The organism is Brevibacterium sp. NPDC056726 (genome assembly GCF_042790515.1).
In the GTDB taxonomy this organism is placed as follows: domain Bacteria; phylum Actinomycetota; class Actinomycetes; order Actinomycetales; family Brevibacteriaceae; genus Brevibacterium; species Brevibacterium sanguinis.
In genome coordinates this window covers 264,337-278,288 of sequence record NZ_JBHTYZ010000003.1, presented here as the reverse complement: position 1 = coordinate 278,288, position 13,952 = coordinate 264,337, and the positions used below count along the sequence as shown (strand labels likewise).

General features: G+C 70.5%; 13 protein-coding genes. 3 read left to right on the top strand and 10 right to left on the bottom strand.

The genetic code is table 11. The features are described from left to right. Window positions 1-97 precede the first annotated feature (97 nt). Window positions 98-2,158 (bottom strand): class I SAM-dependent methyltransferase, encoded by a 2,061-nt coding sequence (locus tag ACFQ91_RS07575; protein WP_232623849.1) that lies wholly within the window; start codon window positions 2,156-2,158, stop codon window positions 98-100. A 41-nt stretch (window positions 2,159-2,199) separates the two neighbouring features. Between ACFQ91_RS07575 and ACFQ91_RS07570 the strand changes: the two genes are divergently transcribed. After that, window positions 2,200-4,476, top strand: a complete 2,277-nt coding sequence (locus tag ACFQ91_RS07570) for a DEAD/DEAH box helicase (protein WP_198500674.1) — start codon at window positions 2,200-2,202, stop codon at window positions 4,474-4,476. A gap of 93 nt (window positions 4,477-4,569) precedes the next feature. On the opposite strand, the gene ACFQ91_RS07565 is transcribed toward ACFQ91_RS07570, so the two are convergent. The 4 genes from ACFQ91_RS07565 to ACFQ91_RS07550 form a co-directional block, all read right to left on the bottom strand. Next, the gene (locus ACFQ91_RS07565) at window positions 4,570-4,887 is read right to left on the bottom strand and encodes an Rv3654c family TadE-like protein (RefSeq protein ID WP_198500673.1); all 318 of its coding nucleotides are present in this window, start codon (window positions 4,885-4,887) and stop codon (window positions 4,570-4,572) included. Further along, a complete protein-coding gene (locus tag ACFQ91_RS07560) occupies window positions 4,884-5,255 on the bottom strand; it encodes a TadE family type IV pilus minor pilin (protein WP_198500672.1) in 372 nt (123 codons plus the stop codon). The genes ACFQ91_RS07565 and ACFQ91_RS07560 overlap by 4 nt, the downstream gene beginning before the upstream one ends. 1 nt (window position 5,256) lies before the next feature. After that, on the bottom strand, window positions 5,257-5,640 hold the full coding sequence (locus tag ACFQ91_RS07555; RefSeq protein ID WP_198500671.1) for a DUF4244 domain-containing protein: 384 nt from the start codon (window positions 5,638-5,640) through the stop codon (window positions 5,257-5,259). A gap of 170 nt (window positions 5,641-5,810) precedes the next feature. Continuing rightward, window positions 5,811-6,728 carry a LysR family transcriptional regulator gene (locus tag ACFQ91_RS07550; RefSeq protein ID WP_198500670.1) on the bottom strand — a complete coding sequence of 306 codons (918 nt, stop codon included), beginning with the start codon at window positions 6,726-6,728 and terminating at the stop codon, window positions 5,811-5,813. A 99-nt stretch (window positions 6,729-6,827) separates the two neighbouring features. Here ACFQ91_RS07550 and ACFQ91_RS07545 point away from each other — a divergent pair, with 99 nt between their 5' ends. Both ACFQ91_RS07545 and ACFQ91_RS07540 read left to right on the top strand, forming a co-directional pair. Next, a complete protein-coding gene (locus ACFQ91_RS07545) occupies window positions 6,828-7,862 on the top strand; it encodes an MBL fold metallo-hydrolase (RefSeq protein ID WP_198500669.1) in 1,035 nt (344 codons plus the stop codon). 214 nt (window positions 7,863-8,076) lie between these two features. Next, window positions 8,077-9,435 (top strand): MFS transporter, encoded by a 1,359-nt coding sequence (locus ACFQ91_RS07540; RefSeq protein ID WP_232623848.1) that lies wholly within the window; start codon window positions 8,077-8,079, stop codon window positions 9,433-9,435. 136 nt (window positions 9,436-9,571) lie between these two features. Here the strand turns inward: ACFQ91_RS07540 and ACFQ91_RS07535 are convergent, their stop codons facing one another. From ACFQ91_RS07535 to ssd, 5 genes are all read right to left on the bottom strand, one after another. Beyond that, entirely contained in the window at window positions 9,572-10,168 is a 597-nt protein-coding gene (locus tag ACFQ91_RS07535; RefSeq protein WP_198500668.1) for a GNAT family N-acetyltransferase, read from the bottom strand. 142 nt (window positions 10,169-10,310) lie between these two features. Next, a complete protein-coding gene (locus ACFQ91_RS07530; RefSeq protein ID WP_198500667.1) occupies window positions 10,311-10,958 on the bottom strand; it encodes a type II secretion system F family protein in 648 nt (215 codons plus the stop codon). A 6-nt stretch (window positions 10,959-10,964) separates the two neighbouring features. After that, window positions 10,965-11,654, bottom strand: a complete 690-nt coding sequence (locus ACFQ91_RS07525; protein ID WP_198500666.1) for a type II secretion system F family protein — start codon at window positions 11,652-11,654, stop codon at window positions 10,965-10,967. Beyond that, complete coding sequence (locus ACFQ91_RS07520; protein WP_198500665.1) at window positions 11,651-12,820, bottom strand: TadA family conjugal transfer-associated ATPase; 1,170 nt, start codon at window positions 12,818-12,820, stop codon at window positions 11,651-11,653. Before ACFQ91_RS07520 ends, ACFQ91_RS07525 begins: the two co-directional genes overlap by 4 nt. Next, window positions 12,817-13,824 (bottom strand): septum site-determining protein Ssd, encoded by a 1,008-nt coding sequence (gene ssd, locus ACFQ91_RS07515; RefSeq protein WP_137826959.1) that lies wholly within the window; start codon window positions 13,822-13,824, stop codon window positions 12,817-12,819. The genes ACFQ91_RS07520 and ssd overlap by 4 nt, the downstream gene beginning before the upstream one ends. Window positions 13,825-13,952 lie beyond the last annotated feature (128 nt).

Below are 13,952 nucleotides of genomic sequence, written 5' to 3'. Positions count from 1 at the left end.
GATGGTCGATCCGAGCCAATGTAACACTGTTGTTGTCCGGGTTCTTCCCGGGGTGCGTTGGCGGTGGCCCATACTGTGGCATCCGCGTCCCGTCGTGTCAATCGCCGCCGGGAAGCAGCATGCCGGCCGCGACCAGCCCTCTGACCTGGGCGATGAGCTGGTTCCCCAGCGCCGCCTCGTCGACGCCGAGGAGCTGGGCGAGCGCCGCGGCGGTCTGGCGCAGAGTGAGACTGCCGTCGGCGACGGAGAGGAACCCGGCCAGGGCCGTGTCGACGTCGATGACGCGTCCGAAGCCGATGCCCTGTTCGACGGTGATCGACGTCGGGTCCGTCTCCCCCGGCACGAAGTGCCGATGCTCGACGAGGTCGGGTGAGCGGGTGAATGCGGTGGCCGCGATCTCCTCGTCACCGGCGGACTCCGCCCAGGCACCGAGTTCGTGGATCGTCTGGACGAACGCGCCGATTCCGTGGGGGTTCGTCGCCGGCGCCGAGGTGATGCGCACCCGCGCGCGGAACGCCGGCACAGCCCCCGCCTCGGCGAGGTCGGTCCGACCCAGGGTAGTGCCGGTGGCCTGCGGGGAAAGTGATGAGGAATCGTTATCTGCCCGGTGCATGAGGACGTAGCCGAAGACGATCTCCGTGACCTTCCGGGAGGCGAAGTCGTCCAACCACGCCGAGGTGGCTGCGTTCCACTCGGCACTCGCGCGGGGGATGCCGCCGTCGCGGATCCAGGTCTCGGCGTAGGTGACGGGGTCGAGGATCTCGCGTTCGATGACGAACACGGAGGTCTCCGCGGCCGCGGTAGAGGTGTCGCGGGAGTCCCTGGCTGGGGTGGCAGTGGCGGTGTCATGGGAGGCAGCAGTCGCAGTGGTGGTGTCGTGGGAGGCGGTGGGCTCGCGAGTCCCGTCGGCAGTGCTGCTGACCCAGGTCTCCGGACCGCTCGTCGAATCGGGCGTGACCTCCCAGTTGCCCAGGCACACGGCTCGACCGCCGGGGGCAAGGACGGAGGGGATCTCGGTGAAGAGCTCCCGGACGAGCCGGTCGGCGCGCATCCCGCCGTCCCGGTAGTCGAACGCGGGCAGCGCTGCATCGGCCTCCGCACCGCGCGGGGTGATGACGAACGGCGGATTCGACACGAGGAGGTCGACGGTGCTGTCGATGGGGTCGAGCAGCGATCCCTGACGCAGGTCGAGGTTGGTGACCCCGTTGAGCGCGGCGCCGAGTGCGGTCAGGTGCAGGGCACGGGCGGAGATGTCGGTGGCGATGACGCGGTCGGCATGCCGGGCGAGGAGGAGTGCCTGGATGCCGCAGCCGGTGCCGATGTCTGCGGCGAGCGCGACGTGGTCGCGCGGGGTGAGAGAGACAAGTGTCCGTCCCGCGCCCCCGACGCCGAGGACGAAGTCACCGTCGAGGACGTCCGGGCTGGTCAGGGTGCCGTGGTCGCTGACGAGGTAGAGGTTCTCATCCCCCGGTCGCAGACCGCGCGGGACGCCGACGGGAAGGTCGAACGGGGCGACGGCGAACGGGGCGGTGACGAATGAGGCGGAGGCGTCCCGTGTGGAGGAGTCCCGGTCTCGGTCATCGCCGGTGCCCGGACCGGAGGCGTCAGCGAGGAGGCCGAGGTCGAATGCTGTCGCACAGTCGGCTGCGCCGAGCGCCGCCTCGAGAAGGGCGGTCGGCAGAGTGTCGCGGAGGAGGAAGGTGAGCGCGAGCACGGCGAGCCGCTCGTCGAACGACAGGTCCGCCGACGCCGCCTCCGTGGCGGAAGCCTCACCCGCGCCGCTCGGCGAGTCTGAGCTGCTCGGCGAGTCCGTGCCGCCACCGGGCCCGGTGTCCGCGCCCCTCGCCCTGAGTACCTGCCGGCAGTGGCGGAGGGCGGGGGCTGCGTTGTTGCGGGCGAGCGCGTCGGAGACGGGTCCTCCCCAGAACTGCCGCAGCCGAGGCTCGGTGTACCCCGCCGCATAGAGCGCAGCACCGAGCCGTTCCGCGCCGGCACGCTGCTCGGCGCTCAGGGACGGAGTCCCGCTCCCGTCACCGCGGTTCCCCACCACAGTGGTGGCACGGCTGTCAGAGTTGTCACGACTGTCCGGGGTGTCACGAACGTCAGGGGTATCGCGAACGTCGGGGGTGCGGCTCACATCTGCTGTCTCTTCGGTCACAGGTGAATCCTAGTCACAGGCGACTGCGCCATACTGGGATCATGGCCGATTCCCCTCTCCACGACATCGTCTCCGGGTTCGGTGTCAGGGACGATCGGATCGTCCACACCCGCGATATTCCACAGCGGTTCGAACACGAGTCGGACTGGCCGGAGTGGGTCGATGAGGAGTTGCGGCACGCGACCCACGCGATCGGCGTCGACCGCCCGTGGCGGCATCAGGTCGAGGCGGCGCAGGCGGCCCGTGACGGCGAGGACGTCGTCATCGCCACCCCCACCGCCTCGGGCAAGTCGCTCGGATTCTGGCTGCCGGTGCTCGAGTCGATCCAGACGACGCGGGAGGGTCTGCGGACCTCCTCGGCGATCTACATCGCTCCGACGAAGGCACTCGCCGCCGATCAGCTGACGAAGCTCGAGCAGCTCATCGTCCGCGGTGTCCGCCCGGCGGCGTATGACGGCGACACGTCGCAGGCGGCCAAGGACTGGGCGCGCCGGCACGCGAACATCATCTTCACCAACCCGGACATGCTCCACCGCGGGATCCTTCCCCAGCACGAGCGCTTCGCCCGGCTGTTCAAGTCCCTGCGCTTCATCATCGTCGACGAGGCCCATCGGTATCGCGGCGTGTTCGGCTCCCATGTCGCGCTCATCCTCAGGCGGCTCCTGCGCATCGCCGCTCACTACGGCGCGCATCCGGTCGTCATCGGCGCCTCGGCGACGATGGCGCAGCCGGATGCGGCGTTCGCGCGGCTGACCGGGCGGCCGGCGCACCCGGTGACCGAGGACGCCTCCCCGCGTGCCGCGGGCAGCTTCGCGCTGTGGGAGCCGCCGGTGTCACCCGACGGTGATCGTCGCAGCGGACTCGCCGAGGCGGCCGACGTCCTCACCGACGCGATGTGCGCAGGCTTCCGCTCGATCGCGTTCATCGCCTCCCGCCGCGGCTCGGAGGCGCTGGCGTCAACGGTCCGCGAGCAGGTGGGAGCCGTCGATGACTCCCTGACCGGCAAGGTCGCCGCCTATCGCGGCGGATACCTCGCGGAGGAGCGCCGCGCCTTGGAGGCGGCTCTGCGGTCGGGGCGTCTGCTCGCGGTGGCATCGACGAATGCCCTCGAACTCGGCATCGACATCTCCGGACTCGACCTCGTCATCATCTCCGGCTGGCCCGGCACTCTGGCCTCGCTGTGGCAGCAGGCCGGCCGTGCGGGCCGGGCCGGACAGAAGTGGATGGCCGTCTTCATCGCCCGGGACGACCCGCTTGACACGTACGTCGTCCACCACCCGGAGGTCATCTTCGACGCTCCCGTCGATGCCGGGGTCATCAACCCCGGAAACCCGTATGTCCTCAGCGGGCATCTGTGCGCGGCCGCGGCCGAGGTGCCGCTGACACCGGCCGACCTCGCCCATTTCCCCGACAATGCCGCCGAGGTCGTCGACGACCTCGTCGAACGGAAGATGCTGCGGGCAAGGCCTGCCGGGTGGTTCTGGGCCAAGGACATGCCCGCCACCGACCTCGCCGACATCCGCGGCACCGGCGGCGGTCAGTTCCGCCTCGTCGAGGCGAGCACGGGAACGCTGCTCGGCACCGTCGACGAGGCGGGCGCGCACACCGGTGCCCACCCGGGAGCCGTCTACACGCATCAGGGCACGGACTTCCTTGTCGCCGACCTCGATCTCGACGAGAGAGTCGCGTTCATCGAGCGCGCCGAGGTCGACTACACGACGCAGCCGCGGTCGACGACGGAGATCTCCATCGTCGACACCGCCTCCCAGCGCACCCTGCCGTCGGGGGTGACCGTGGCCAGCGGCACCGTCGACGTCACCGATGAGGTCATCGCCTACCGGATGCGGGCGAAGCGCGGTGGTGCGATCATCGCCGAACACGACCTCGACCTGCCCGAGCGCACCCTGCGGACCTCGGCGGTGTGGTGGACGATCCCGCAGGCTCTCCTCGAGGAGACGGAGGTCCTCAAGGCCGATCTGCCCGGAGCCGTCCATGCCGCCGAGCACGCCTCGATCGGCCTGCTGCCGCTCTTCGCCGGGTGCGACCGCTGGGACATCGGCGGGGTCTCGACGGCGCTGCACGCCGACACCGGCATGGCCACGGTCTTCGTCTACGACGGACTGGCCGGCGGGGCCGGATTCTCCGAGCGCGGCAGCGAGGTCATCGAGGAGTGGCTCGGCGCCACCCGGGATGCGATCGCGGCCTGTGAGTGCGTCGACGGCTGCCCGTCGTGTGTGCAGTCGCCGAAGTGCGGCAACGGCAACGAACCGCTCGACAAGGCGGCCGCCCTGCGCCTGCTCCGCGGCGTCCTCGACTGAGGCCACCGGCGTCGACACCGGACGCTGTCATCGACACCTGAGGTCGCGGTCGCCCGCACCCGACGCCAGGGCCCCGCAACGACAGCCCATTCCCTACCGTCCCGCCACAGCCTCCTCCCGCACCGCCGGCAGAGGACCGGGGATGTCGACGTCGACCTCGACGAACGCACTCTGCTGCGCGCTCGAGGCCCGACAGTCCCGCAGCGTCGCACCGTTGCGCTCGGCCACCTCCTTCGCCGTCTCGCAGGGGTCGCCGGTGGTCAGACCCCGCGCGGCGTCCGCGGCGGCAAGCGCTGCGAGATCGGCGGCGGCCTGAGCCGTGCTGTGGGCGACGAACGCCTGGCTGAGGGCCCCGATCGCCGTGACGAAGGCGACGATCATCCCGCACAGCCCGATGACGATGTTCGTCATGACCCGTCTCCCCGTCCGCCCTCGGAACGCGCCGTCGCCTCGGCGCTGACCTCGTCGAGGAAGAAGATCGCGTCGGGCAGGGCGATCGTCACGGTCACGGTCGCATACCCGCCGTCGGTGCCGACGGTGACCGTCGAGGACGTACCCGCGTGCTTCTTCGCCTCGTCGACGACGGCGGCCCGCGGTTCGCCGCGAGCGATCTCACGTGCGGCCGACCGCGCGGCGTCGAAGGCTCTCAGCTGGGAGAATCCCACGGCGGCGGCTCCCGCGAGCACGACGACGAGCAACACGAGGGCCGGGAGGACGACGGCGAACTCCGCGGTCGCCGTGCCGGCGTCGTCGTGACCGCGGGACCCGGGCGCGCGCATGTCAGGCGCCGAGGCCGAGGGCTGCCTGGATGACGCCGGTGACGAGTTCCTTGATCGGCTCCGATTTGAGGATGACGACGAGAAGCGCGGCGAAGCCGCAGGCCGCGAGCGTGGTGATCGCGTACTCCGCCGTCGTCGCCCCGGTGTCGGCACCCCACCCCGCGTCTGCCCGCAGCGCACCGTCGAGGTGGTCATCCGCTCCGGAGTGGTCGGCCGGCAGGCGGTCGGTTCGCGGCGCCGATTCGAGCGACGACGCGGTGTCGGCGCTCGTCCCGGAACCGACGGAATCGCCGCCGGCCGCCGGTGCGGGTCCACTCCCCCACGCGGGATAAGTCGGCGCGGTGCCTGTGCGGAATGTGTCTGTGCCGGTGGTGTCTGTGCTCATGGTCTCCTCCTCGAGGACGGTTCCGCACACTCTGCGCGGACGGACCTCCAGACTGGTCAGCGAGCACCGCGGAGGTCGAGGCCCGAGAACACCCCTGTGGACTCCGCTCGAGCGTCCACAGGCCCAGCGCACACGAGTTCGCGACTCGTCCACAGGCGACTGCACGCAAGTCAGTACGCGAGCCACTCCCAGGTCGGACTCTGCTCGATGAAGTAGTCGACGATGCTGCTCACCCGCCGCGGCACCGGATGCCCGGTCTCGTAGACGGCGACGATCGAGTTCGGCGCCTGAGGATCATCGATGGGGATGTAGGCGATGCCGTCGTCGGAGTCCCGGCCCTCGGCCTCCGAGCCGATGTTGCCCACCGAATAGCCCAGCCCCCGGCGCACAAGTCCGCGCACCGTCTCCGGACTCGCACTCTCCCAGCGGACATCGGGCTCGACTCCGGCCCCGCGGATCATCGCCTCGACCCTGTCCCGCGACGGCGGCTGGTTGAAGAGGATGACCGGCATCTCGGCGACCTCGCGGAAGGCGATCTCCTTGCGGCCGGCCAGCGGATGGTCGGCCGCGAGGAGGATCACCTGGCGGAAGCTCGCGATCTCCTGCGCCGGCACCGTCGGCGGAAGCTGACCGCCGAAGGTGAGGACGAGATCGAGGCGACCGACGTCGAGCTCTCGCCGCAGATCCCCGGTCGCCCCTTCGGTGAATGAGATGTCCAACCCGGGATGCGCCTCGGCGAAATCACTGATCAGCTGCGGCAGCAGATACGGCCCGAGCGGGAAGATGCACCCGACCCGGACCGAACCGACGATCGTCGACTGGTCCCCCATGGCGACGTCGGGGATCTCGCGGGCCAGATCGAGCATCGCCCGGGCCCGCGACACCAGGGCCGTCCCCGCGCTCGTCGGCCGAACCCCGGCCGTGCGACTGCGCACGAGCAGACGGGTGCCCACGGCCCGCTCGAGTTCGTTGAGCGCCGTCGACACCGTCGCCTGCGTGACGCTGCACGTGCGCGCCGCAGCCGTGATCGACCCGTCGTCGAGGGCGGCGAGGAAGTATTCGAGCTGGCGCAGCGTGATGTCGCTCATTGAGATTCCCTATGTGCGTTCGACATTTAATTAATTGGATCAATTTTATGACCTCGGCCACACTGGATGAAACCCCGACACCGACGAGAGGTCACCACCATGCCATCCACCAGCTCCACTGCCACCCGCGTCATCACCCTGGGCGTGGCAGGCGGACCCCGCTGGTGGCCGGCCACCGCCTCCGAAGAGCCCTCGGGCATTGCGACCGCCGTCGTCGTCGGCGACGCCTTCTACCTCATCGACGCCGGCTCGGGCACCGGCCGCAACCTCGTCCGGGCGGGCCTGCCGATGGAGCGGATGCGGGCGATGTTCCTCACCCACCTCCACTCCGACCATGTCGCCGCCCTCCCGAGCCTGCTCCTCTTCAGCAGCTACGAAGCCAAGAGCGAGAACAGCGACCCGATCCGTATCATCGGCCCCGGTGACCGCGGCACACCCCCTCCTCTGTCGGAGCACGCCGCAGCGTCCGACGGCACGGCCGCCCGCACCCCGCTCTACCCGGAGAAGCCGACGCCGGGCACCGCAGACATGGTCGACCTGCTCTTCCGCGCCTTCGCCACCGACCTCAACGACCGCTACCTCGACGGGCTCAAACCCACCGCGAAGCAGCTCTTCACCGCCTCCGACATCGCGGTGCCCACGACCATCGGCTATCACCCCGATGACGATCCGGCCCCGGAGATCAGACCGTTCGCGATCTACGAGGACGATCGCGTCCGAGTCCTCGCCACCCTGGCACTCCACCCACCCGTGGCACCGGCGTTCGGCTTCCGCATCGAGACCGATGACGGCGTCGTTGCGATCTCCGGGGATACGACGTTCACCCCGAACATGATCGCGCTCGCCGACAATGCCGACATCCTCCTCCACGAGGCGATCGACGAAGAGTGGATCGACGCCGTCCACGGCTCGCCGACCGACCCCGTCGCCCGCGCCTCACGGGCCCACCACCTGAGGTCCCACACGACTGTCGCCGATGCACTGAGGGTGGCTGACTCCGCTTCAGCCAAGCAGCTCCTCCTCCATCACATCGTTCCCGGTAACAACCGGTCGAGCATCCAGGCGCAGCTGTCCGCGGTTCGGAACTCGCGGGCATCCATCCCACACGACCGAGACGAGTTCATCCTGCGCTGACACCGGTTCGGAGCCGCCACCTCGGCGAGCGACTCCGGATCACCATCACGACGGTGCCGACCCAGCGCACCACTGACCGGCCGCACCACCGGGCCACCGCACCCGCACCGTCGCCGCACACCGCGCTGACGCTCCACCCTGCGCCGATGCCTGCCTGCACGTTCGACGATCTGCACTCCTGGCAGAGAATTCCGCACGATCCGAGGAGAATCCCGTGACCCAGCCCTCTGCACCCCTGCCCGAAAATCCGCCCGCACACACCCCGGACCCCAAGGAAGTGCGCACCGTGCTCGCCTCCGGCTTCATGGGGACGATGCTCGAGTACTACGACTTCATGCTCTACGCGACGGCGGCCAGCCTCGTCTTCGGGCCGCTCTTCTTCTCCGGTCTCGGCCCGCAGGGGGCGCTGCTCGCGTCGTTCTCCACGCTCGCCGTCGGCTACCTCATCCGTCCGCTCGGCGGCATCATCCTCGGTCACTTCGGCGACAAGATCGGACGCAAGCCGATCCTCGTCTTCACCCTCGCCCTCATCGGCGTCGCCTCGGTGGGCATCGGCCTGCTGCCGACGACGCAGGACGGCAACTACTTCGGTGTCTTCGCCCTCGTCTTCCTCCGCGTCCTCCAGGGCATCGCCGTCGGCGGTGAGATGACCGGAGCCGCCCTCATGGCCGTCGAGCACGCCCCGGAGAAGAGCCGCGCCTTCGCCGGCGCGATCGCCGTCTCCGGCGGTCCCGCGGGCACCGTGCTCGCCGCCCTCGTCGTCGCGACGACCGCCGTCATCTCCGGCGATGACTTCCTCGTCTGGGGATGGCGCGTGCCGTTCCTCCTCAGCGCTGTCCTCGTCGTCGCCGCGTTCATCATCCGCCTCAAGGTCACCGAGTCGCCGCTGTTCGAGCAGCTCGAGGAGGAGAAGAAGGAGAAGCGCCTGCCGATCCTCGACGTCTTCAGCAAGCACCTGAAGACGATCCTCATCGGTGTCGGCGTCTACACCTCGATGGTCTTCACCCAGCAGATCGTCACCGTCTACGGTCTCGCCCTGGCCACCCAGAACGGCGTCGACGTCTCCGACTCCCTCTACCTCAAGGCCGGCGGAGCGCTCGGCCTCATGCTCACCACGGTCCTCTTCGCCCGCCTCAGCGACCGGATCGGCACGACGAAGGTGCTGATGATGGGCGCCATCGCCGGCGGCGTCCTCGCGATCCCCATCCTCCTCATGCTCAGCAACGGCACCGTGTGGGGCTTCGTGCTCGCGATCGTGCTCGGCAACGTCATCATCCAGGGCGCTCTCTACGGACCGTTCGCGGCCTTCATCGCCCGGCGCCTGCCGACGGCCGTGCGCTTCACGGGCACCGCGCTGGTCTACAACATCGCCTCGACCCTCGGCGGGCTCGCCCCGACCGTCGCAGCGGCCCTGGCCGTCGCCTTCGCCGGCAGCGTCCTGCCGCTGGGCTTCCTGTGGATCGTCGTCGCGCTCATCACGGTCCTCTCGCTCATCGTCGCCCCGAAGTCCGGCCCGGCAATGGTGCACACCTCGCGACCGGTGACGATGGACCGCCACGGCATCAAGCGCTGAGGTCGGCATCAGAGGCCGGCGGCTCACGCTTCAGGTGCCCTGCCGCCGAACCTCGTCAGCTGCCGGTCCGAGGGGGCGTCCCGATCCCGGGACGCCCCCTCGGACCGGCAGCTGCGCCCAGAAACATTCTTGCGAGTCAGCCGGACCAGTCGTCGCGCAGGATCGCCATGATGACCTCGTCGTGGCGGCGGCCGTTGAAGAACACCGCCTCGCGCAGGCGGCCCTCTTCGACGAATCCGGCGTTCGCGTATGCGGCGATCCCGCGAGTGTTGAAGGCCCAGGTGCGCAGCTCGACACGGTTTAGTCCCAGCTGCAGGAAGCCGTAACGCAGGGTCAGACGGACGGCGTCGGTGCCATAGCCGCGCCCGTGGAATTCAGGTCCGAGGATGATCGCCAGGGTGGCGGATTGGTTGATGGCGTTGCGCCCGAATAGCGTGACGTGACCGATGAACTCACCACTCTCGATGAGCTCGATGCTGAAGCCCACGGAGCTGCTGTCGGTATTCGCACTCCACTGCAGGAACTGCTCAGACACCGCACCTTCGGGTCGCGGCAGAACGGTGGCATTCTGAAGCACGACGATTGCGGGATCGAACCACCACTGTTCAAGGTACGGCAGGTCCTCCTCGCGCAGGGGACGCAGCCGAACGGACTGCCCGGCGAAGAGGCTCTGCGCGTACTGTGCGGCCTCGTCGACATCGTCAAGGCAGTGGAACGGTGGAACTGAAGGCATGGGGCGACCTTATCAAGAGCTTCCGAGGGGTCCGATCCAGCTGCGAGCCGCGTCCCCCACCGCGTGGATCACCGGCGCATGGATCACTGGCGCAGGAGTCCACGATGAACCGCTGAGCGAAACTGTCTGCCCCGGCACCGAGTCAGAAGAACACCGAGGTGAGATCGGTCAGCAGGGAGATGACGACGGGCACGACGGAGAGGAGGAGGAACGCCGGCAGGATGCACACGCCGAGCGGCACGACGAGGCGCACCCCGAGTGCGGCGGCCGCTTCCTGCCGCCTGCGCCGTGAGGAGTCCCGCAGCTCCCCGGCGACGGCTTCGATGAGCGGGGCCGGTCCGACCCCGGTGTGCTCGGAGAAGACGAAGACGTCGAGGACCGGTCGCAGCCGGTCGTCCTCGGACAGGTCGTCACCGCCGATCGTCTTCGCCCGTGCGATCCGCAGCAGCCCCGACCGGTCGCCCGTCGCCTCGGCGGTGAGGGTGAGCGCCACAGGGATCGGCAGTCCGGCGGTGAGGCAGATCGCGACGAGGTCGAGGTCGAATGCGAGCTGTTCGTCGGCGACCGCGGTCCGCTCATTCGCCGAGGCGGTGCCCCCGTCCCCGCTCCTCGCCGAGGCAGCCCCACCGGCCGTCTGACCGGCCGTCAGACCGGTCGTCCCAGGACCGGGACCGGACCGGCGGCCCGCCCGGACACCACCGCTGAGCAGCATCTCCAGCCGTCCCGCGGGGCGGGCGGTCCACAGCAGCACGGCCGCGGCGACGAGGAGTCCGACGAGGATCGCAGCCATCGTCCCTCAGCGCTCCGCCCGGGTCATCATCCGCATCATCCACCACCGGCCGAGCGCGTAGAGGACGATGCCGCCGCCGATGCTCAGCTGCCCCGGCAGACCGGTGAGGAGCGCGAGCGGGCGGACGCCGATGAGCAGGCCGAGGCCCATGCCGATGAGGGGAAGCCAGCTGAGGACCCGCACGGTGGCACGGGGTCCGGCCATCGCGATCCGCCGCTCCCGGCTCGCATCGAGGGCATCCCGCTGAGCAGCGGCGTAGCGGAGGATCATGTCGGCCGCGGGCGCCCCCGACCGCTCAGAGACCGTCCACACCGCAGCCATCCCGGTGAGCACCTCGGCGGCCGCGGCGGGCAGACCCTGACCGCGGGCGGCGATCGCCCGCCCGGGATCGTCACCGAGCGCGATCGCCCGGGAGATCGGACGAAGGCGATCGTCCTGCCCGGCCAGCGTCGCCATCACCGCCTGCGGGGTCATCCCCACCTTGAGCAGATGCGCGCAGCTCTCCACCGCCCCGATCGCCCACAGCTGGTCGGCCTCGGCCTCCTCCCGTCCGCGCCGCGCCAGTGATCGCGGTCCCGGCGGGCCGCCTCGGCGAGGGTCTGCCGCCAGGAGCTGGGCCAAGCGCGCCCGCGGATCGGGTGGGGCCGCGAGCACGATCCCGGCGGCGATGAGCACGGCGACGGTGAGGACGATCATGCCGACCGCGTCTCGAGGACGGCTTCGAAGCGGGCGAGCGCACGCCGGTTGAACTCCCCGGCCGACCGCGGGGAGGGTCGACCCCACACCGGTTCCATCGTCATCGTCTCCCCCTCCGGCCCGGTCGGGATCGCCAGCTCGGTGAGCCCGCGGTCGGAGCCGACCCGGCGGAGGTGGACGACGAGGTCGATCGCGGTCGCGAACTGCGCATGGACGGCCTGCGGACTCATCCCCGCGAGCGCCCCGAGCGCGGCCAGGCGACTGGGGACCGCCTCGGCGGTGTTCGCATGGATCGTCGCGCACCCGCCTTCGTGCCCGGTGTTGAGCGCGGTGAGCATGTCCCTGACCTCCGGGCCGCGGCACTCCCCGACGACGAGGCGGTCCGGGCGCATCCGCAGGGCGTTGCGGACGAGATCGGTGAGCGTGACCTCGCCCCCGCCCTCGACGTTGGCCTGCCGCGCTGAGAGCTGGACGACATGACCGTGGCCGATGATGAGCTCGCGGGAGTCCTCGACGACGACGATCCGGTGGGCGGGGTCGACGAGTCCGAGGAGCGCGCCGAGGAGGACGGTCTTGCCGGTGCCCGTGCCCCCGGAGATGAGGATGTTCGCCCGCGAGCGCACCGCCTCGGCGAGGAGGTCGTGCACGGCGGCCGGGATGAAGCCGTCGCCGAGGAGGTCAGCGACGGTGAACCCGTCCCGCCGAGGCACCCGGAAGGAGATCGTCGTGTGGTCCCCGGAGATCGGAGGGACGATCGCGTTCATCCGCACCCCGTCGGGCAGGCGGACATCGACGAACGGACTCGAATCGTCGAGGCGACGCCCGCCGAGCGCGGCCAGGCGCACCGCGAGCGAACGCACGTCGTCCTCGGAGCCGAGGGAGAGGTCGAGGCTGGTCGGCCCGGATCCGGTGTCGGCGAAGATCTCACGCGGCCCGTTGACGAAGACGTCGGTGGTGCCGGGCACCTCGAGCACGGCCTGGAGCGGGCCGGCACCGGACAGCTGCGCGGAGAGGCGGGTGACGAGATCGAGGAGGGCCGCCGAACCGAGCACCCGGCCGGTGCGCTGGACCGCCTCGGCGACGGCGGCGGTCGTCACCGGTCCGGGATTGTCAAGCAGGGTCTTGCGGACCTCGGCGACGAGGGTGGCGTCGAGCCATTCGCTCATCCGACCCACTCCCCGAGGAGCCGATCGACGAGGCGGCCCAGGCGCGCCCCGCCGGGGATGCCCTCACCGCGGTCGACGGCGGCCGAGAGTCCGCGATCGTCGCGGATGCTGCCGGCCAGGCCGAGTCCGATCGAGTCGGCGAGGAGGTCGGAGTCGAGGCCGCCGGCTCCGGTCTCCCGGACGACTAAGCGCACATCCGGGTGGGAGTGGGAGAGCCGTTTGGCCACCTGTGAGGCGGCGACGGCGGAGCGGACCCGGGCAGGGGCGACGAGGAGGACGTGGTGGCAGCGCCGCGTCCACTGCGGCGGTGCGTGGCGGGGCAGGTCGACGATGACGAGGTCGAAGGCCTGACCGGCGGCGGCGAGGACGTCGTCGAACACCTCCGGGGCGAGATCGAGGGTGTCATCGCGTCCCCAGGAGAGGATCGCGAGTCCGTCGTGGACGGGCAGGGCGTGGCGCAGCGCCGAGGGACGCAGCTGGCCGCGGGAGGCGCTGAGGTCCGCCCAGCGAGGGCCGGGCACCTGTTCGGCGCCGAGGACGAGGTCGAGTCCGCCGCCGAGCGGGTCGGCGTCGACGAGGACCGTCGAGACCTCCTTCGCAGCGCGTCTGGCCAGGGCGCTGGCGAGCACCGAGGCGCCCGCTCCCCCGCAGCCGGCGACGATGCCGACGGTCACACCGGGAGTGACCGGGGGTTCGACGGCGGCGATGATCCGCTGGCTCAGCCATTCCGCGGCCGAGGGCAGCATCGCGAGCTGTTCGACACCGAGGGTCGCGGCCCGCCGCCAGGCCGATGCGGGTTCGTCTCCGTCGAGGACGACGAGGATGCGGTCGGCGCGGTCGGTCATGGGGACCTCGCGGACGTCCTCGCCGAGGAGGATGAGCGCCGCGCCCTGCCAGCCGCCGGAGTCCGGTGGGAGCACCGTGAGCTCGATGCCGATGCTCTCGGCAACGCGGGCGCACTCCTCGGTGATGGCGCCGAGGTCGGTGATGAGGGCGATCTGCATGCGCACAGCCTGACCCCGGCGGCCCCCTCCCCGCCAGGGTCGGGCGCGGGCCTGTGGACAGAGCGGAGAAGGGGCGGCTCCTGTGCATCTGAGTCACAGGAGCCGCCCCTTCGGCGACGATGTGCGCA

What these genes read in the sequence shown, in the direction of transcription:
- ACFQ91_RS07570 (WP_198500674.1), top strand. Translation starts at nt 2,200, where the DNA reads ATGGCCGATTCCCCTCTCCACGACATCGTCTCCGGGTTCGGTGTCAGG.
- ACFQ91_RS07565 (WP_198500673.1), bottom strand. Translation starts at nt 4,887, where the DNA reads ATGACGAACATCGTCATCGGGCTGTGCGGGATGATCGTCGCCTTCGTC.
- ACFQ91_RS07560 (WP_198500672.1), bottom strand. Translation starts at nt 5,255, where the DNA reads ATGCGCGCGCCCGGGTCCCGCGGTCACGACGACGCCGGCACGGCGACC.
- ACFQ91_RS07555 (WP_198500671.1), bottom strand. Translation starts at nt 5,640, where the DNA reads ATGAGCACAGACACCACCGGCACAGACACATTCCGCACAGGCACCGCG.
- ACFQ91_RS07550 (WP_198500670.1), bottom strand. Translation starts at nt 6,728, where the DNA reads ATGAGCGACATCACGCTGCGCCAGCTCGAATACTTCCTCGCCGCCCTC.
- ACFQ91_RS07545 (WP_198500669.1), top strand. Translation starts at nt 6,828, where the DNA reads ATGCCATCCACCAGCTCCACTGCCACCCGCGTCATCACCCTGGGCGTG.
- ACFQ91_RS07535 (WP_198500668.1), bottom strand. Translation starts at nt 10,168, where the DNA reads ATGCCTTCAGTTCCACCGTTCCACTGCCTTGACGATGTCGACGAGGCC.
- ACFQ91_RS07530 (WP_198500667.1), bottom strand. Translation starts at nt 10,958, where the DNA reads ATGGCTGCGATCCTCGTCGGACTCCTCGTCGCCGCGGCCGTGCTGCTG.
- ACFQ91_RS07525 (WP_198500666.1), bottom strand. Translation starts at nt 11,654, where the DNA reads ATGATCGTCCTCACCGTCGCCGTGCTCATCGCCGCCGGGATCGTGCTC.
- ACFQ91_RS07520 (WP_198500665.1), bottom strand. Translation starts at nt 12,820, where the DNA reads ATGAGCGAATGGCTCGACGCCACCCTCGTCGCCGAGGTCCGCAAGACC.
- ssd (WP_137826959.1), bottom strand. Translation starts at nt 13,824, where the DNA reads ATGCAGATCGCCCTCATCACCGACCTCGGCGCCATCACCGAGGAGTGC.